18 protein-coding genes are annotated in these 17,874 nt (G+C 35.3%); all 18 read left to right on the forward strand.

Annotated features, from left to right (window positions below; genetic code table 11):
* Positions 1-35: 35 nt before the first annotated feature.
* Positions 36-1,493 carry an MBOAT family O-acyltransferase gene (locus FQ608_RS18765; protein ID WP_158860028.1) on the forward strand — a complete coding sequence of 486 codons (1,458 nt, stop codon included), beginning with the start codon at positions 36-38 and terminating at the stop codon, positions 1,491-1,493.
* A gap of 155 nt (positions 1,494-1,648) precedes the next feature.
* Positions 1,649-2,452: a hypothetical protein gene (locus tag FQ608_RS18770; protein ID WP_158860029.1), complete on the forward strand. Its 804-nt coding sequence runs from the start codon at positions 1,649-1,651 to the stop codon at positions 2,450-2,452.
* A gap of 168 nt (positions 2,453-2,620) precedes the next feature.
* Entirely contained in the window at positions 2,621-3,772 is a 1,152-nt protein-coding gene (locus FQ608_RS18775) for a glycosyltransferase (RefSeq protein WP_158860030.1), read from the forward strand.
* Positions 3,769-4,887 (forward strand): hypothetical protein, encoded by a 1,119-nt coding sequence (locus FQ608_RS18780; protein ID WP_158860031.1) that lies wholly within the window; start codon positions 3,769-3,771, stop codon positions 4,885-4,887. Before FQ608_RS18775 ends, FQ608_RS18780 begins: the two co-directional genes overlap by 4 nt.
* Positions 4,888-4,889: 2 nt before the next feature.
* Positions 4,890-6,779: an asparagine synthase (glutamine-hydrolyzing) gene (gene asnB, locus FQ608_RS18785; protein WP_158860032.1), complete on the forward strand. Its 1,890-nt coding sequence runs from the start codon at positions 4,890-4,892 to the stop codon at positions 6,777-6,779.
* A complete protein-coding gene (locus tag FQ608_RS18790; protein ID WP_158860033.1) occupies positions 6,770-7,867 on the forward strand; it encodes a glycosyltransferase family 4 protein in 1,098 nt (365 codons plus the stop codon). Before asnB ends, FQ608_RS18790 begins: the two co-directional genes overlap by 10 nt.
* Positions 7,848-9,056: a glycosyltransferase gene (locus FQ608_RS18795; protein WP_158860034.1), complete on the forward strand. Its 1,209-nt coding sequence runs from the start codon at positions 7,848-7,850 to the stop codon at positions 9,054-9,056. Before FQ608_RS18790 ends, FQ608_RS18795 begins: the two co-directional genes overlap by 20 nt.
* 25 nt (positions 9,057-9,081) lie before the next feature.
* The gene (locus FQ608_RS18800; RefSeq protein ID WP_158860035.1) at positions 9,082-10,224 is read left to right on the forward strand and encodes a polysaccharide (de)acetylase; all 1,143 of its coding nucleotides are present in this window, start codon (positions 9,082-9,084) and stop codon (positions 10,222-10,224) included.
* A gap of 91 nt (positions 10,225-10,315) precedes the next feature.
* The gene (locus FQ608_RS18805; RefSeq protein WP_158860036.1) at positions 10,316-11,434 is read left to right on the forward strand and encodes a glycosyltransferase family 4 protein; all 1,119 of its coding nucleotides are present in this window, start codon (positions 10,316-10,318) and stop codon (positions 11,432-11,434) included.
* Positions 11,435-11,627: 193 nt separating this feature from the next.
* Positions 11,628-12,215 (forward strand): sugar transferase, encoded by a 588-nt coding sequence (locus FQ608_RS18810; RefSeq protein ID WP_199856413.1) that lies wholly within the window; start codon positions 11,628-11,630, stop codon positions 12,213-12,215.
* Positions 12,216-12,217: 2 nt separating this feature from the next.
* Positions 12,218-12,913, forward strand: a complete 696-nt coding sequence (locus FQ608_RS18815; RefSeq protein WP_158860037.1) for a WbqC family protein — start codon at positions 12,218-12,220, stop codon at positions 12,911-12,913.
* Positions 12,900-13,865 (forward strand): hypothetical protein, encoded by a 966-nt coding sequence (locus FQ608_RS18820; protein WP_158860038.1) that lies wholly within the window; start codon positions 12,900-12,902, stop codon positions 13,863-13,865. The genes FQ608_RS18815 and FQ608_RS18820 overlap by 14 nt, the downstream gene beginning before the upstream one ends.
* Before the next feature lie 265 nt (positions 13,866-14,130).
* Positions 14,131-14,346 carry a GNAT family N-acetyltransferase gene (locus FQ608_RS28100; RefSeq protein WP_394351674.1) on the forward strand — a complete coding sequence of 72 codons (216 nt, stop codon included), beginning with the start codon at positions 14,131-14,133 and terminating at the stop codon, positions 14,344-14,346.
* Positions 14,343-15,011, forward strand: coding sequence for a PIG-L deacetylase family protein (locus FQ608_RS18830; RefSeq protein WP_158860040.1), 669 nt, complete (start codon positions 14,343-14,345; stop codon positions 15,009-15,011). The genes FQ608_RS28100 and FQ608_RS18830 overlap by 4 nt, the downstream gene beginning before the upstream one ends.
* A 229-nt stretch (positions 15,012-15,240) precedes the next feature.
* Entirely contained in the window at positions 15,241-15,468 is a 228-nt protein-coding gene (locus FQ608_RS18835; RefSeq protein WP_158860041.1) for an acyl carrier protein, read from the forward strand.
* Between the two features lie 2 nt (positions 15,469-15,470).
* Positions 15,471-16,529 carry a 3-oxoacyl-ACP synthase III family protein gene (locus tag FQ608_RS18840; protein WP_158860042.1) on the forward strand — a complete coding sequence of 353 codons (1,059 nt, stop codon included), beginning with the start codon at positions 15,471-15,473 and terminating at the stop codon, positions 16,527-16,529.
* A 59-nt stretch (positions 16,530-16,588) separates the two neighbouring features.
* Positions 16,589-16,843, forward strand: a complete 255-nt coding sequence (locus tag FQ608_RS18845) for a four helix bundle protein (protein WP_234364275.1) — start codon at positions 16,589-16,591, stop codon at positions 16,841-16,843.
* Positions 16,844-17,105: 262 nt separating this feature from the next.
* A complete protein-coding gene (locus FQ608_RS18850; protein ID WP_158860043.1) occupies positions 17,106-17,873 on the forward strand; it encodes an SDR family NAD(P)-dependent oxidoreductase in 768 nt (255 codons plus the stop codon).
* The last annotated feature ends 1 nt before the right edge of the window (position 17,874 follow it).

Below are 17,874 nucleotides of genomic sequence, written 5' to 3' on the forward strand. Positions count from 1 at the left end.
TTTATTAATTCAAACGTAAACATTAGTATATACAGATGCTTTTTCATACAATAGAATTTCTATATTTCATTGTTGCGTTCTTTGTGCTCTATTGGTTTATCTTTAAAAAGAACCTTAAGGGTCAGAACATTCTAATTCTAATAGCTAGTTATGTCTTTTATGGTTGGTGGGATTGGCGATTTCTATCTCTAATCGCTTTAAGTACGGTTGTTGACTATGTGATCGGGATAAAAATCTCGAAAAGCACTTCGAAACATAACAGTAAAATTCTTTTATGGATAAGTATCATTTTCAATATAGGAATGCTAGGTTTTTTCAAGTATTTCAATTTTTTTATTGAGAATTTTGCTCTCTTACTGGAATCAATAGGATTTGAGGCTCATCAAACCACGCTTAACATAATACTACCTGTAGGGATTAGCTTTTACACTTTTCAAACGTTGAGCTATACCATAGATGTATATCGTGAAAAAATCAAACCAACTTCGGATTTTATTTCATTTGCTGCGTTTGTCAGCTTTTTTCCACAGTTAGTAGCAGGACCTATTGAACGGGCGAGCCATCTGTTACCGCAGTTTTATCGTGAGCGTAAGTTTGATTATTTACTTGCAGTAGATGGAAGTAAACAAATTTTATGGGGCTTATTTAGTAAAGTAGTTATCGCAGATAAAAGCGGTGAAATCGCTAATTTGATTTTTAATAATTCATCGAATTTACATGGGTCTTCATTGATTCTTGGCGCTATTTTTTTCGCATTCCAGATATATGGTGATTTTGCTGGTTACTCGCATATTGCAATAGGTGTTTCCAGACTTCTCGGATTTGATTTAATGCAAAACTTTGCCTTCCCGTATTTCTCAAGAGATATAGCTGAATTCTGGAGGCGCTGGCATATTTCGCTTTCCACCTGGTTTAGAGATTATCTTTATATCCCACTTGGAGGAAGTAAAGGCGGAACTGGACTAAAAGTACGTAATACGTTTGTCATATTTCTGGTTAGCGGATTTTGGCACGGTGCCAATTGGACATTTATTTTTTGGGGGTTTTTAAATGCTTTATACTTTTTACCACTGCTATTAACCAATAAGAATAAAACAAACACAGATACTGTTAGCGCAGAATGGTTTTTCCCAAGTTTTGTTGACTTTAGCAAGATTATCGGTACTTTTTTATTGACCTGCTTTGCGTGGATATTCTTCCGCGCTGAAAATATAGGACATGCATTTCAGTATATCACTGGCATTTTTTATAATACCACTAGTCTTGACCCTTTCTTTAATCCAGGTGTATTAGGAAATATTTATTTTACGCTTGTACTTATTGCATTTTTTTTAATCTCAGAATGGTTTGGTCGCCATGGACAATTTGGTATTCAACGGCTATTTATTGACAACAAAAGAATTGTACGTTGGTCGTATTATTCGGTGCTTGTATTCTTCATCATGATCTACTATCAAATTGATCGTAGTCCATTTATATACTTTCAGTTTTAGGGATGAGACAATATTTTACTACGGTCTTTCAATTTTCCATACTAACCGTGGGGCTTTACATCATTGGAATTTTTATATGGGGATCCATCCCGTATTCTTATATCGGCTCCAACTTTTTATATAGACAGGGATCTTACGGACATTTGAATACCAGGGTGAAAGAGATACTCAAATATGGTGAGGTGGATATTCTTTTCGTTGGAAGTTCAAGGGTTTACAGAGGTTTTGATCCACGTATTTTTGAAAATCATGGGCTTAAAATTTTTGTTTTAGGTTCTAGTGGACAAACACCTTTACAATCCTACGTATTATTAACTCGATATATGGATAATTTAAATCCAAAATTGGTTGTAATAGACCTGCTCCCAAGTTCTTTTGCAATCAAAGGGGTTGAACCAACACTAGATCTTTTAGCAAATGATCGAATAGATAAGTTAAGTTTGGAGATGGCCTTTGAACAAAATGATTTGATGGTGTGGAATACTTTGATTTACGCTTCGATTATGGATGCCATCGGTAAACATGACGACTTTGAGGAATCTATCCATAAACCCTTAAATAACGATACATATATTATGGGTGGGTACGTCCACAAAGATCCCAACTTCCAAAAGGAAGTTGAAATATGTGAGAAAGAAAAGTCGGAAAAATGGCATGAACCGCTTGATGTCCAATTAGCGTATTTCAAAAAGATGATTTCTTTACTAGAGAGAAGCAAAAAGAAATTTGTTTTTATAAATATGCCCATAGCTCATTATAATTGTTTTACCAACAACGATATATTAGAAAGGTATATTCCTGAATCAATTCCTTACTTTGATTTTAATAAACTCTTGGAGTTTAAAGATTCAACAGATTTCTATGATAAATTCCACTTGAATGTAAATGGTGTTCAGAAGCTAGATTCGTTTTTGCTGAATGACTTGTCATTTCTTTCACACATTAAAACTGAAAATTAGACGAGCATGAATATTCTAATCTACATTCATTTTACCTTTCTGGGAATTAAATAAACTTGCATGCTATCAATACAATTTTATGTTTTTTTAAAAATGCCCTTAGAATCCTGGCTATTAGGTGATGATGATTTATTCTAAAGTGATTTCATAACCTATTTTATTTAATATATGAATATAGCACTCGTTTTAGAACAGCCATTTGATGTAAACGGTGGTGGTGTCCAAAAATCTACTTCAAAATTAGCTAAAATTTTCACACAATTTAACCATGATGTAATTATCGTTTCGTTGAGTAAACTTGCAAAAGAAAACAATAGCTTTGAAGGTATGCCGATTTTATATTGCGATAATTTATCAAAAATCAAGCTTGCTTTTAAAAAATATAATACAGAATTGGTAATTAACCAAGCAGGATATTCCTATTCTACCACAAAGATTTTAAGGAAAATTTCGATTAAAATAAAAATAATTAACACCTTACGAATTAATCCTTTAAATTTCTATGACAACCATAAATTTATTCTTTCAAATTTTTTCATAAATAAAGGTTTAAGAATCCTTGATAATATTCTAATTCACAAAATGATATTGTTCTATCACATTTCAAAGCAAAGAATGGAGCTTGGTTATATAATAAAAAATACCGAAGCATTTGTGATGTTATCTGAAAAATTCAGAATAGAGCTTTATCAATTAGCCCCATCAGTAAAAAAATATGATTCAAAAATCTATGGAATAAATAATCCATTTAAAGTTCCGGATTTAATTGTTTCAAAGTTGGAGAAAAAAAATGTGATTCTTCACGTAGGCAGATTGGAAATAGAACAAAAAAGAGTGGATTTATTATTGGAAATCTGGCACAAACTACACCATAAAATATTTGATTGGGAGTTTTGGGTAGTTGGATATGGATCACATGAGGAATACATGAAATCGTACTGCAAGAAACATGGATTAGATAGAGTAAAGTTCTTTGGGAAACAAAATCCAAATGAATATTATAAACAAGCAAAAATATTTCATTTGACGTCCGCATTTGAAGGTTTTGGAAATGTATTAGTTGAAGCTCAATCTTATGGTTGTGTGCCTTTTCTTTTTGATTCTTACGCTGCAGCTTCTGAGATAGTAAATCATAATTCCGATGGTTTTTTGGTTGCAGCCTTTGATATTGAGAATTACGTGAAACAAACGCTGCAATTAATTGGAGATAAAATTAAATTAGACTCCTTAAAGGAACAAGCTCGTAAAAATTCAATGAGATTTTCTTATGAAAAAACATATGAAAAATGGGATATCGTTTTTAATTCTTTATTGGATTGATTCTTTCATCTTTAAAAAATTATACTATAAATTTCTTAGGGAAAAAGATCTCTGAAAAAATTATAGTGATTGAATCTGACGATTGGGGCACTGTCCGAATGTCCTCCATTGAAGCTTTTCAAAATTTAATTAAGAAAGGTTATCATGTAAATCAATGTCCCTACAATACCAACGATGCACTAGAGTGCAATAAAGATTTGGAGACGATGTTTGAATTTTTGGGGAATGTCAAAGGTTGTGATGGTAAACCAGCCATAATAACAGCTAATAACATTGTTGCCAATCCTGATTTTAATAAAATACAAGACTCTGATTTTAAGGAGTATCATTTTGAAACCTTCACAAAAACTTTAAAGCGTTATCCAGAGCATGATCAAGTAATGGATTTATATCGTCAAGGCATAAACAGTGGAGTGGTTATGCCACAATTTCATGGGAGGGAGCACCTGAATGTGACACGTTGGATGAATGCATTAAAAAATAATTCTAAAGCCGAAAAGGATGTTTTTGATTGTAAGGTTTTTAGCCCAAAATTAACTCAATCCAAAGGCTATACAAATGAATACATGGATGCTCTTGATTTTGATAATCAAAATGAGCTTCAATTTCAGAAAAAAGTAATTAAAGAAGGACTTGACTTATTTGAAAAGATATGGGGATTTAGGTCTGAAAGCTTTATTGCACCTTGCTATATTTGGCATACAGAATTAGAAAAGACATTAGCAACTCATGGGGTTAAATACCTTCAAGGCCTTGTTAATCAATTACAGCCCAAAGACGTACAGGGTTTCAAGTATAGGAAAATCTACCACTATCAAGGACAGAAAAATAATCAGGGGCAAAGATACTTTATTAGAAATGCTTTTTTTGAACCTACAATCAAACCTAATTATGACTGGGAAAGTGATTGTATGAAAAGGATTGAGACAGCATTTTTATTCAAAAAACCTGCAATTATCTCTTCTCATCGCTTGAATTACATTGGTTTTTTAAATCCTTCAAATAGAGGAGTTAATTTAAAAAGACTTAAAAATTTACTCCTAGGGATTAAAAAGAAATGGCCTGAGGTACAGTTTATGAGTACTGATCAGCTTGGACGCTTATATGACGCTTAATTATGTGTGGAATTACTGGATTTTTAGATTATAAAAAGGAAACTTCGAGGGAGACGCTTCAAGGTATGGTAGCATCAATGTCTCATAGAGGCCCTGATGATTCAGGAATGGAATTTATCGAGGAAGAAAATTGTCTTCTAGGCTTTGGGCAGGCAAGATTGAGTATTATTGACCTAAGCTCAGCAGGTCATCAGCCCATGCATTTTAAACACTTTACTATAGTTTTTAACGGTGAGATATATAACTATAAAGAAATCCGCATTTTATTAGAGGATAAAGGTCATGTTTTTTCTACTGAAACAGATACAGAAGTTATTTTACAGAGCTTTGAGGAATGGGGAGTAAATTGTGTTGAACGATTTATAGGGATGTTTGCTTTTGTGATCTATGATAGCCTAGTTAAAAAAGTTTATGCGTATAGAGACAGAGCAGGTGTAAAGCCCTTTTATTACTATCAGAAACACGACCTTTTTATATTTGGGTCTGAGTTAAAAGCATTAATGGCTCATCCAAAATTTGATAAGGAAATTGATCTAACTGTTTTACCCAATTACTTCCATTACGGTTATATAGCTGCACCCTATACCATTTTTAAAAATACCCAAAAGATGATGCCAGGTCATTTGTTGGAAGTGGATATCAGTTCCCAAAGACTAAAACAAACAAAATATTGGGATTTAAGAGAATATTATCTTAAACCGAAGTTGACACTCAATTATTCAGATATAAAGCAGGAAGTAAAATCCTTGATGCAGTCCGCATTTGAATATAGAATGGTGGCAGATGTTCCTGTTGGAGTATTTTTAAGCGGAGGATATGACAGTACGACAGTTACGGCAATGTTGCAATCCAAAAGTGGGAGAGCATTGAAAACCTTTACCATCGGCTTTGAAGAAGGGAATAACGAAGTTCCATTTGCCAAGGAAACAGCCAACTATCTCGGGACTGATCATACGGAGTATATCTGTACCACCAAAGAAGCTCAAGAGATTATTCCCACTCTGCCATTTTATTATGATGAGCCATTTGGAGACAGTTCCGCAATCCCCACTATTTTGGTCAGTAAATTGGCAAAAAAGGAAGTAACAGTAGCTTTGTCCGCGGATGGTGGTGATGAAATATTCTGTGGTTATGATTCCTATTTTTTATTGAATAAATATTTAAATCAGATAAATAATTTTCCGACTTTTCTTGGTAAGGCTGCATTGAGTCTCAGTCAATTTGTTAAAGGAAATCAGATACTAAGTGCAAATCCAAAATTCTACCAATTGTCTAGTGCATTAGGAATTTTAGGTAAAGAACACCATCATAAAGCAGCATTATTATTCCAAGCTATGGCAGAGAAACCAGCAGCGTATATTCAGAATATTTTTGCTGCTAAGGTCGATTCCATCCCTTCTTGTTTTATGATAGAAACTTCCGGTTTTCATAATTCTTCGGAAATTGCCATGTGCATTGATTTCAATTCTTATCTGCCAAATGACATCTTAACCAAGGTGGACAGGGCTACAATGTCGGTATCCCTGGAAGGTAGGGAGCCCTTGCTTGACCATCGATTGGCAGCCTATGCTGCACAAATTCCTTTGGAATTTAAAACCGATGGGAATTCTGGTAAAAAGATACTAAAAGATATAGTCCACGATTATATTCCAAAAGAAATGATGGACAGACCAAAAGCCGGCTTTAGCTTGCCTATCTATTCTTGGTTAAGAGGGGATTTAGCTTATTTGATAGAAGAATACTTGTCAAAAGAAGCTTTAGCAGCGTCGGGATTATTTGATGTTGAGTTTTTATTTGGTGAGGTTGAAAAGTTCAAAAAAAGGAAACTTCACTATAGTCCAATGATTTGGTATTTACTCATGTTCCAGATGTGGTATAAAAAATGGATGTAAAAACAATCTGCCTCGTCATTCCCTCCCTTCAATCCGGAGGTATGGAGCGAGTAATGTCGGAGTTGGCAAATTATTTTTGTGGAAAGAGAGAGTACGAGATTCATCTGATCCTTTATGGACTAAAACGAGAAATTTTTTATCAAGTGCCTGAAAATATTCACATTCATATACCAGACTTTGACTTTGATAATAACAAGAGAACTTGGAATACAATTAAAACTCTCTGGTTTTTAAGACAAAAAATTAAAGCAATCCAACCGGATACTGTTTTGAGCTTTGGTGAGCTATGGAATAATTTTGTCTTGTTGGCCAACCTTGGTTTAAAGAATCCTGTATTTGTTTCCGATCGCTGTCAGCCGAATAAAAGCTTAGGAAAATTACATGATGCCTTGCGCAAATGGCTATACCCAAAAGCAGCAGGTGTTATTTGTCAAACTGAATTAGCTAGAGGTATTTACAGCAAGATGTTTAGTCATACTAATTTGGTTGTTATTGGAAATCCAATACGATCGATTGAAAAGAATCCGTTAATTAATAAAGAAAACATTATTCTATCGGTAGGACGCTTAATCAAAAGCAAACATCACGACGAATTAATTCGGATATTTTCTAAAATTGAAGCAGGCGATTGGAAATTAATCATTGTGGGAGATGATGCACTGAAGGAAAAAAATAAAGAAAAATTAGCATCCTTAATTCAAGAGTTAGGACTTAAGGAACGAGTTGAATTAGCGGGTAAACGATTAGACGTTGAGGACTTTTATAACAAAGCAAAAATATTTGCTTTTACGTCCAGCTCCGAAGGTTTTCCAAACGTGGTAGGTGAGGCAATGTCAGCTGGCTTACCCGTGGTGGCTTACGATTGCGTAGCAGGTCCTAGTGATTTGATCGAACATCAAAAAACAGGCTATTTGATAAAGATTAACGAAGTTAATAGTTTTAAAGATGCCTTGGAGAAATTAATAAAAAACGAAAGCTTAAGAGGAACATTTGGCTATGAAGGCAAGATAAAAATACAAGAATTTTCTGTAACCAATATTGCCAAACAGTTTGAAAAAATAATTTTGAATGCGCATACTTCAAATTAATTCCGTGGCCAATAGCGGTTCTACTGGTCGAATTGCAGAAGAAATAGGAAATGTGTTGATGGCACATGGTCATGAAAGCTTTATTGCTTATGGTCGGGGAGATCGACCCAGTCAATCAAATTTAATCAAGATTGGAAATAAGGTTGATACCTATTTCCATGGAATTAAGACCGCTGTGTTTGATCGCCATGGATTTGGATCAAAAGAGGCTACCCACAAGTTGATACTTGAAATAGAAAAAATAAAACCTGATGCGATTGGCTTACATAATCTCCATGGATATTATTTAAATATCGAGATTCTGTTTGATTATTTAAAATCCAGTAAAACTCCTGTTTTATGGACTTTATTTGATTGTTGGGCATTTACAGGTCATTGTACCTATTTTGATAATATTCAATGCGAAAAGTGGAAAGAACATTGCGAAATATGCCCTAAAACGAAATTTTATCCCAGTTCCTATGTCTTGGATAATTCCTTTAAAAATTTTGAGGATAAAAATAGACTTTTTTCATCTCCAGCTAACATGGAATTGTTGGTCCATTCTCAATGGCTAAAGACCTTGGTAGAGCAATCTTTTTTATCCAATAGGAAAATACATTTGACACCAAGTGGAATTGATCTGGAACAATTCAGTCCGTCTTTAAGTCTTTTGAAAGAAAAATATTCTATTTTGGACATAAAAGTTATTTTAGGTTGTGCTAGCATATGGGACAAAAGAAAAGGCCTTGATGATTTTATACAGCTTCATTCCCATTTAACTAATAAATATAAAATTGTGTTGATCGGGCTCAACAAGGATCAAATAGCAAAATTACCTGATGGGATGTTGGGGATTACTAGAACAGAAAGTATCCAGGAATTGGCAGAGTGGTATAGTTTGGCAGATGTCTTTGTCAATCCCACTTATCAGGATAATTTCCCCACGACAAACTTGGAAGCATTGGGCTGTGGTACTCCTGTTATTACTTATAATACAGGAGGCAGTCCAGAAGCCATCGATGAATTTACGGGTTTGGTGGTTCCGAAAGGGGATATTCAAGGTTTGAAAGATGCTGTAGAAAAAATTTCGTCAAAGGGAAAGGCACATTTTCAAAAAGCCTGTAGAATAAGAGCAGAAAAGTATTTTAACAAAAATGACAGGTACTTGGATTATCTGCATTTGTATGAGTCGCTGGTTAATAGATAAAGTGTATGGTTGAGTAGAAATCATTATGTCAATACTTTCTAGGTTAAGGCCTCACCTCAAGAATATCATCGGTAAATCCGTTTCAAAAAAATACTTAATTATTGAGTCAGATGACTGGGGTTCCATCCGTATGCCTTCCAATGGAGCTTTTAATAAGTTAAAATCCGCAAACGTCAGCGTAGGATCTGGTGAAAGCGCAAGGTACAATCTCACAGACACCTTAGCTTCGGCAGACGATTTCGATGCCTTGTTTCATGTTTTGAAAAAATTCAAGGACATTAAAGGTAAACATCCTGTTTTTACGGCAGTTTCGGTAGTCGCTAATCCAGATTTTGAGAAAATAAAATCTGATCGTTTCACTACATATTATTTCGAGTCCTTTACAGAAACCCTGAAAAAGTACAAGAGAGAAAGTGCCATTGGATATTGGGGACAGGGAATTAGCGAAAAATTGTTTATTCCTGAATTCCATGCGCGGGAGCATTTAAATGTACCCGTTTGGATGCGGATGTTGCAAAACGGGGACAAGCATACATTACTAGGTTTTGACGAGGGTTGTTGGGGATTTGGGGCAAATATTCCATATCATATAAGTTTCCAGGCAAGTTTTGATCTGGAAACCAAAAAGGATTTAATTTCGCATCAGGAATCCATTGAGTCAGGGTTAGATTTGTTTAAAGAATTGCATGGGTATCAAGCATCTTTTTTTGTTCCTCCAAACGGGCCTTTCAACAATTCATTGGAAAAAGTTGCTGCCGCAAAAGGAATTAAATATATAGGATCTGCTAAAGTTCAATTGGAACCACAAGGAGAAGGGAAGTTTAAGAAGCGATACCATTGGTTGGGACAGCGGAATAAACATCAGCAAATGTATTTAACCCGAAATGCTTTTTTCGAACCTAATGCACCAGGTAAGGATTGGGTTTCGTCTTGTCTGGAAGACATTCATTATGCCTTTTTATGGAAAAAACCCGCTGTAATCAGTAGTCATCGAACGAATTATATTGGCAGCCTAGACGAAAAAAATAGAAAATTAGGTCTGGAAAAATTGAAGCAGCTTTTATCGAAAGTTTTGAAAAGGTGGCCTGACGTGGAGTTTATTACGTCTACCGAATTGGGAAATGTGATTGCTCTAGGAAAAACTGACGAAATATTTATTGAAGATTAAGCACTTTTTTTATAGCCCGTCCCCTAATTATTATTATCATTCAATCGTTTTTGATTTATTTTAATGTCTCCTTCTTGAATTTAAAAAGTCAATGCGTAAAATTTTAATTGTCAATCAAAATGCCGGGTATTTGACCATCGATGTTGCCAATGTATTTTTTCAGTCTTACGATGAGGTAGTCTTGATGTATGGGAAAATTCGAATAACAGACAGAACCTTAGATCCCCGTATAAAAATACAATCCACCATAGGCTACGATCGCAGCAGTACTTTAAAACGATTATGGACTTGGGGCTTGTGTACCATTCATCTTTTGTTTTTGGTAGTTTTAAAATACCGAAATCATCATATTTTGTATTATAGTAATCCTCCGATATCTCATTTGGTTAGTTTATTTGTAAATAATACCTTTAGTGTGGTGGTATTTGATGTCTTTCCAGATGCTTTAAGACTTGTTCAAATTAAGGAATCAAATTTTTTTTACCGCATATGGGCGGCTGTCAATTCGAGCGTATATCCGAACGCAACGCAAATAATTACTCTGAGTGAAGGGATGAAGAAGCAATTAATGCGATATGTACCAGAAGAAAAAATCAAGGTAGTTTCCATTTGGCCTGCTTCTGAAAATTTCAAACCTATCCCCAAAAGGGAGAATCCTTTTTTAAAAACCCATGGATGGGAACATAAGTTTATTGTACTCTATTCGGGTAATATGGGCATTGGTCATAAGTTGGAGGTCTTGATCGAAGTAGCGGAGGAACTGAAAGAACAAGAAAATATCTTATTTTTGTTTATTGGAGAAGGCGCAAAAAAGAAAACCTTACAAAAGCTTACGATTGAGAAAAGTTTGAAAAATGTATCATTTCTTACTTGGCAGGATTCATCAATTTTACCTTATTCGTTAGCCGCAGGGGATGTATCTGTAGTTTCTTTAGAGCCTAATGCTACTCATGCTGGTGTTCCAAGTAAAACGTTTAATTATTTAGCAGTAGGTTCACCAATAATTGGTATTGGGAACGATGGTTCAGCATTAGACCAACTAATTAAATCAAATGAAGTTGGATTTTATTTAAATGGAAAGAATTTAAATGAGTTAATTGATTGCATAATTCATTTGAAAGATAAAAGAGAAATTTTAAATAATTTGAGTAAGAAATCGTTAGAGGTTTCAAGACTTTATAATTATTCTCTTTCGAGAAATTACATATAAGAAATGATATAAAAGGTATTCCAGTCAAAGAAATGTTTGAGTTAGAAATGTGTTATGTTCATTCCATTGTATTTATTTAAATTTTAAAATAATGTTTCAAACAATATTTAGAATATAAAACGAAAATCGTAATTAATAAAGATAGAAAAAAATTAATTTTATTATGATTTGAATTATTTTAAAAAAATAAAAAATGATTTATAAAAATTTAGGGAAGCCAGTAGGTGATTTTTTAATTGCCCTGATAGCTTTATTAATATTGATACCAATATTTATTCTTGTTGCAATTGCGATAAAATTAGAATCCAAGGGTCCTGTATTTTTTTTACAAAAAAGACTCGGAAGAAACGGGTCTGAATTTATAATATTTAAATTTAGGTCCATGAGAACAGATTTAAATATTGAAGTTTCGGGAGTTTATGAAAATGATCCGAGAATTACAAAGGTAGGGAGATTCATAAGAAAGACTAGTATAGATGAATTACCACAAATAATTAACATTTTACTCGGAGATATGAGCTTTATTGGACCTAGACCTCCTCTTTCACATTACCCAAAAGTGTATGATGAGTACTCGGAATTTGAAAAAAAGCGTTTTTTCGTTAAGCCGGGAATAAGCGGACTTGCCCAAGTTAGATGTAGAGAAGTGCATGATTGGGGCATTAATATACCAATTGATGTTGAATATGTAGAAAATTTTGGATTTAAAACCGATTTTAAATTGTTTTTATCATCCGTATTTATGTTCTTTAAAACAGATAATATCTATAGTAAAAGCTAATTATGGTTATTTCAATTCATCAGCCGAATTATTTTCCCTGGCTAGGGTATTTTTATAAAATTCATGAATCTGACTATTTTGTAATATTAGATGATGTTCAGTTTAATAATGAAGGTTTACAAAATTACCATTATATAAAAACACCTCAAGGAAGTTTGAGACTTAAAGTTCCCGTTAAATACAATCATGGTGACGTAATTAAAGATGTATCTATAAATAATTCCATAGATTGGCGGAAAAAGCATCTTAAAACAATTGAAATGAATTATAAAAAATCGGATTATTTCGATTTAATTTTTAAAGATTACTCAGATATAATTTACTCTGTTGATGACTCAATTGCTGATTTATGCACAGCGTCAATTAAATTCATTTGCGATAAATTTAACTTTAAAACAAAGATTATTTCATCATCTACATTGGGCATTGATTCGGCGAAAACACAGAGGGTTGTTGATATTTGTTTGGCTTTAAAAGGTACTCAATATTTGTCAGGGCATGGTGCTAAAGTATATCAAGATGAATCACTTTTTGAAAGGAGCTCCTTAGGTCTTTCATATTCGAAATTTTCGCCAATTCACTATAAACAATTATGGAATGAAGAATTTCAATCTAATGTTTCAATATTAGACTATTTAATGAACATGGGATATAATTGGGATTTTATAATAGAAAATACGGAAAATGGAAATAGGTAGTTTTCTTGAACTTGATTTGGTTGATTTTGGTGAATATTATAATCAGTCAAATATTGTAAGATTAAATTCAGCAAGAGCTGGAATTTACCATGCAATTGTATCATTTGGACTGGATGAGATACATATTCCTTACTATATGTGTTCATCTGTTTCTAATTTTTTAAACTTTAAAGGAATAAGAGTAAACTATTATAATATTGATAATCAATTGTTACCTCTAGTTGAGAAAAATCAAGAATCATCTTGTTTTTTACTCGTAAACTATTTTGGATTGTTTTCTGATAAAAAACTATTAACTGTCGGAAAAAGATTCAATAATGTTATTGTAGATAACTCACAAGCTTTTTTTACCAAGCCCATTAATAATTCAAATTTTTTAAATGTATATTCAACCCGGAAATTCTTTGGTGTGCCTGACGGGTGCTATGTAATTGGTGAAAATAATATTGATATAAAGTACGAAGAGGATAAATCATCAGAAACATCCCTTTTTTTGTTTAAAAGAATTGAGGTTGGTTCCTCATATTCTTATGAAACTAGGATGTTAAATGAAAAAAGAATTGATAATTCTGACATAATGAGCATGTCAAAACTTACACATAAATTATTGCAATCTATAGATTATAAATCAATTAAAAACAAAAGAAAAAATAATTTCAATCTAGCAAATAATCTTTTTAGTTATTTTAATGAATTTGATTTTTCGGTATTAAAAAGCGATGAGGCTATTCCTATGGTTTATCCTTTGGTTATTCGTGACGAATCTTTAATGGTGAAACTTCAAAATAAAAATATTTATACTGGTCGTTGGTGGAATCATGTATTGAGGCATAATGGTTCTAATGAATTTGAAGGATTTTTATCCCGTTTTATGCTTCCTATTCCAATTGACCAAAGATATGGAAATCACGAATTTGAATATATATTGAAGCAATTGAATGATTTACGCTAATTTAAAACTTTATAAATTTACAGAGTCTAGAAATAATAACTTTTCTATACCTGAAAAGATAGATGACTTTGAAGTTTGTCTTCAAACTTTATCATTTTATGATGTTCTTAGTGAAAAAGATAATAGAATACAAAACCTTTTCCTTACAATTTTTTCTAGATGTCCTTTTTTTATTTTGAAATTTTTTAAAAACTCAAGTTTAGCACATTATTCATACATCTCATACAAAAGCTTTAGGTTCCCTTTTATGGAAACTGAAGATATCATGATCGGCCCTTGTTTTACATTTGACAATTTTCGTAGACAGGGACTTTATTTTGAGGCATTAAGGTTAATTATGAAATTATATTCAAAAAATCAAATATGGATTTTTGCTCATGAAAGTAATCTTCCCTCATTAAAGGTCATTGAGAAAGCTGGTTTTACTTTTGTTTCAGACGTTAAATTAAATAGAATAACTAAATGCTTAACTCTAAAATGAAAAAAATTCTTGTCATAGCGCCCCACCCAGACGATGAAGTTCTTGGTTGCGCTGGAATAATGAAAAAGTTTTCTTTACAGGGACACGAAGTTTACGTTTTGGTGGTCACACGGGGAACTCCCAAGTTATATGCTGACCACAAAATCGATAATGTCAGAAAGGAAGCTAGAGATGCCCATCAGATTCTTGGTGTTAAGGAAACAAAGTTTTTTGATTTTCATGCGCCGGAGCTAGATACGACTTCCAGAGCAGCAATTTCTATTGAGATCAATAAAGTAATAAAGGAATGGCGTATTGAAGAGCTATACCTGCCGCATCGGGGGGATATTCATCATGACCATGGCGTTGTTTTTCATTCCGCATTGGTAGCTGCCCGCCCAGTTGGAGATTATACAGTAAAGAATATCTACACCTACGAGACCCTATCAGAAACAGAATGGGCCGCTCCATTTGGCGATGATGCCTTTATTCCCAATCATTTTGTCGAAATCACAAAAGAGATGGAATTCAAAAAAGAGGCCATGAGCTGTTTTAAAAGTCAAGTCCGTGCTTTCCCAAGCACCCGTTCATTGGAAACCATAGAGTCGCTAGCGAAATTTAGAGGGGCTACTGTTGGGTTTCATCGGGCTGAGGCATTTATGTGTATACGGACGATTTTGGGGTGAATTTGTGGAAAAAGTTGGCAGTGGGCAGTAGGCAGTGTTGCAATCGGATAAATTAAGTAGGCAGTACGCAGTACTGCGGTTGGCAGTATGTCGTAAGAGATAAATTTAGTAGAGTAACGAAATTCCTCCTGCCAACTGCCAACCGGTAACTGCCAACTTAAAACTAGCGAGGAAATTACCCAATCATACATATATTCGTATATTGGTAAAATAATAAACTAAAAAAAACATGGATCAGAAATTTTTAGATTTGATAAAAGAGGCGTTGGAGATTGAAGATCGGGAGCCGCAGATGGAAGATGCTTTTAAGGAGTATAATGAGTGGGATTCGTTGTCGCAATTGACGCTAATCGCTGAGTTGGATGATCAGTTTGGGGTGACGGTAACCTCTGATGAATTAAAGGGAATTATCACCTTGCAGGAACTGCTGGATCAGGTGAAAAAGGCGCAGGGATAGTTATGGCATTGCTGTCTTTTGATCAGGTAGGAATATTGGGAATGGCGGCGGCCGTTCCGGCTCAGACTATCCGAAATCGGGAATATACCGAGTTTTTCGCTGCGGAAGATGTAGCGGAGATCGTGGATAAGACGGGGATTGAGGAAAGACGCTTTGCTCCTGCTGGCATGTGTGCCTCCGACCTGGTATTTGCGGCGGCGGAAAAGTTGATTGCAGACCTAACTATTGATAAAGAGGAGATAGATCTGTTGGTCTTTGTTTCTCAGACGCCCGATTATCGCATGCCGGCTACTTCGGTGCTGTTGCAGGATCGGTTGGGTTTGTCTAAGCAGACCATGGCCTTTGACCTTAGTCTCGGTTGTTCGGCTTTTGTGTATGCCCTTTCTGTGGTCTATTCGTTGGTACATTCCGGTCAGATTAGAAAGGCGTTGTTGTTGGACGGAGAGACTCGTTCAAGGGTCTACCATCCCAAAGATAGAAGGGTTGCCTTTCTTTTTGGAGATGGGGGAGTTGCTGCGTTGATAGAAAAAAATCCCAAGTTTGGAAAATCTTACTTTTCGCTGAATTCCGATGGAAGCAGGGGGGATTTGATTAAGATAAAAGCAGGTGGATATCGATATCCCAGTTCGGCGGAAACGGTGCAGGAACGGGTGGTGGATGAGCATGGGAATATCTCTACGGATGAACATGGAGCCATGAATGGGGCTGATGTGTTTAATTTTGTTATTCAGGAGATACCGTCGGACATTAAGCGAATTCTTACCGCTGCGGAAACTGAAAAAGATGCCATCGATTACTTTGTTTTTCATCAGGCCAACGCCTTTATGAACGGGTATTTGGCGAAGAAGTTGAAGTTGCCTTTGGAAAAAGTTCCTAGTTGCATTCGGGAGTTTGGGAATACTTCTTCGGTGTCGATACCATTGACCATCGTCAGTCAGTTGCAGGGACAGATGGATGGGTCCACGAAAATGCTGCTTTCTGGTTTTGGAGTTGGGATGTCGTGGGCGAGTTGTGTGATGGATTTTGAGGGTTGCTGGATTAGTGATTTGGTGGAAGTATAGAGGAGTTGGCAGTGGGGCAGGTTGCAGTTGGCAGTAGTCGCACGAAAATAATTAGGTAGATGGATTATAGGGATTTGGTGGTTTATAAGAAGTCTTTTGCTTTGGCGATGGATGTTTTTGAACAGACCAAAGGTTTTCCCAAATCTGAATTGTTTGCGCTTACGGATCAGTTAAGGCGGTCTTCGAGGTCGGTTTGTAGGGCGATTGCTGAGGGATATAGAAAGCGTCAATATCCCAATCATTTTTCCAGTAAAATGAGTGACGCAGATATGGAAAATACAGAAACAATCGTTTCATTGGATTTTGCATTGTAACTATATCAATCCAGAAAAACACAAGCAGGTTGTTCAAGATGCCGAAGAAGTTGGGAGGATGTTGGGGCATATGATGAAGAATCCGGGGAAGTTTGTTCCCAGAGGTTAGTACTTAGTTGGAAGTATGCGAAAAAGTTGGCAGTGGGTGAAAAGTTGGCAGTGGGGCAGTTTGCAGTTGGCAGGATTACCTCGAATGGAGCCTGCCAACTGCCAACTGCATATTGCCAACTCCACAACTAACTATAAATAAACAAGGAAATCAATGCATCAAACAAGCCCTTTTTCATTAACAGGAAAGACTATCCTCATTACAGGAGCATCATCGGGAATCGGTCGGGCTTGTGCTGTTGCGTGCGCAAAGCAGGGAGCTAGGGTTCTGGCTTTGGGGAGGGATAGAGAGCGGTTGCAAGAGACCCTTGATCTTTGTGGATCTGATCAGGTTCATGGAGCACTATCGCTGGATTTGGGGGATGGGGAGGCTATTGGGGAGGTTTTGATATTTTTGAAGGAACATGCGCCTATTCATGGGTTTGTCCATGCGGCGGGAGTGTCACCGACTATTCCATTTAAAGTAATGAAACCCAAGCAATGGGAAGAAGCTTTTCAGCTTAATGTTTTTTCAGCGGTGCAAATTATGCAGTTGCTAACTAAAGTTGGAATTAAATCTGCTGATGGAATGAGTATGGTGTTGATTTCTTCAGTGATGAGTGAGGTGGGTGAGAAAGGGAAATCGCTTTACGCAATGACAAAATCAGCCTTGATTGGATTGGTGAAAAGTTTGGCATTGGAGTATGCCGATAAGCAAATCCGCTTTAATGCCATTTCTCCATCCGTAGTCAATTCACCCCTTTCCGAAAAATCCCTGTACCGTAACAATGAGGCTGCATTGCAGCAAGTTTTAGATCAGCATCCATTGGGATTGGGAGAGGGTTCGGATGTTGCCCATGCGGCAGTTTATTTATTATCAAATGCCAGTCGGTGGGTGACAGGGACGAATATGGTCGTGGACGGAGGATATTTGGCGAGGTAAA

Source organism: Lunatibacter salilacus, from assembly GCF_009797935.1.
GTDB lineage: Bacteria > Bacteroidota > Bacteroidia > Cytophagales > Cyclobacteriaceae > Lunatibacter > Lunatibacter salilacus.

Excerpts from the sequence above, each read along its gene's own strand:
- FQ608_RS18765 (WP_158860028.1), top strand. The coding sequence starts at position 36 with ATGCTTTTTCATACAATAGAATTTCTATATTTCATTGTTGCGTTCTTT.
- FQ608_RS18775 (WP_158860030.1), top strand. The coding sequence starts at position 2,621 with ATGAATATAGCACTCGTTTTAGAACAGCCATTTGATGTAAACGGTGGT.
- asnB (WP_158860032.1), top strand. The coding sequence starts at position 4,890 with ATGTGTGGAATTACTGGATTTTTAGATTATAAAAAGGAAACTTCGAGG.
- FQ608_RS18790 (WP_158860033.1), top strand. The coding sequence starts at position 6,770 with ATGGATGTAAAAACAATCTGCCTCGTCATTCCCTCCCTTCAATCCGGA.
- FQ608_RS18795 (WP_158860034.1), top strand. The coding sequence starts at position 7,848 with ATGCGCATACTTCAAATTAATTCCGTGGCCAATAGCGGTTCTACTGGT.
- FQ608_RS18800 (WP_158860035.1), top strand. The coding sequence starts at position 9,082 with ATGTCAATACTTTCTAGGTTAAGGCCTCACCTCAAGAATATCATCGGT.
- FQ608_RS18805 (WP_158860036.1), top strand. The coding sequence starts at position 10,316 with ATGCGTAAAATTTTAATTGTCAATCAAAATGCCGGGTATTTGACCATC.
- FQ608_RS18810 (WP_199856413.1), top strand. The coding sequence starts at position 11,628 with ATGATTTATAAAAATTTAGGGAAGCCAGTAGGTGATTTTTTAATTGCC.
- FQ608_RS18815 (WP_158860037.1), top strand. The coding sequence starts at position 12,218 with ATGGTTATTTCAATTCATCAGCCGAATTATTTTCCCTGGCTAGGGTAT.
- FQ608_RS18820 (WP_158860038.1), top strand. The coding sequence starts at position 12,900 with ATGGAAATAGGTAGTTTTCTTGAACTTGATTTGGTTGATTTTGGTGAA.
- FQ608_RS28100 (WP_394351674.1), top strand. The coding sequence starts at position 14,131 with ATGATCGGCCCTTGTTTTACATTTGACAATTTTCGTAGACAGGGACTT.
- FQ608_RS18830 (WP_158860040.1), top strand. The coding sequence starts at position 14,343 with ATGAAAAAAATTCTTGTCATAGCGCCCCACCCAGACGATGAAGTTCTT.
- FQ608_RS18835 (WP_158860041.1), top strand. The coding sequence starts at position 15,241 with ATGGATCAGAAATTTTTAGATTTGATAAAAGAGGCGTTGGAGATTGAA.
- FQ608_RS18840 (WP_158860042.1), top strand. The coding sequence starts at position 15,471 with ATGGCATTGCTGTCTTTTGATCAGGTAGGAATATTGGGAATGGCGGCG.
- FQ608_RS18845 (WP_234364275.1), top strand. The coding sequence starts at position 16,589 with ATGGATTATAGGGATTTGGTGGTTTATAAGAAGTCTTTTGCTTTGGCG.
- FQ608_RS18850 (WP_158860043.1), top strand. The coding sequence starts at position 17,106 with ATGCATCAAACAAGCCCTTTTTCATTAACAGGAAAGACTATCCTCATT.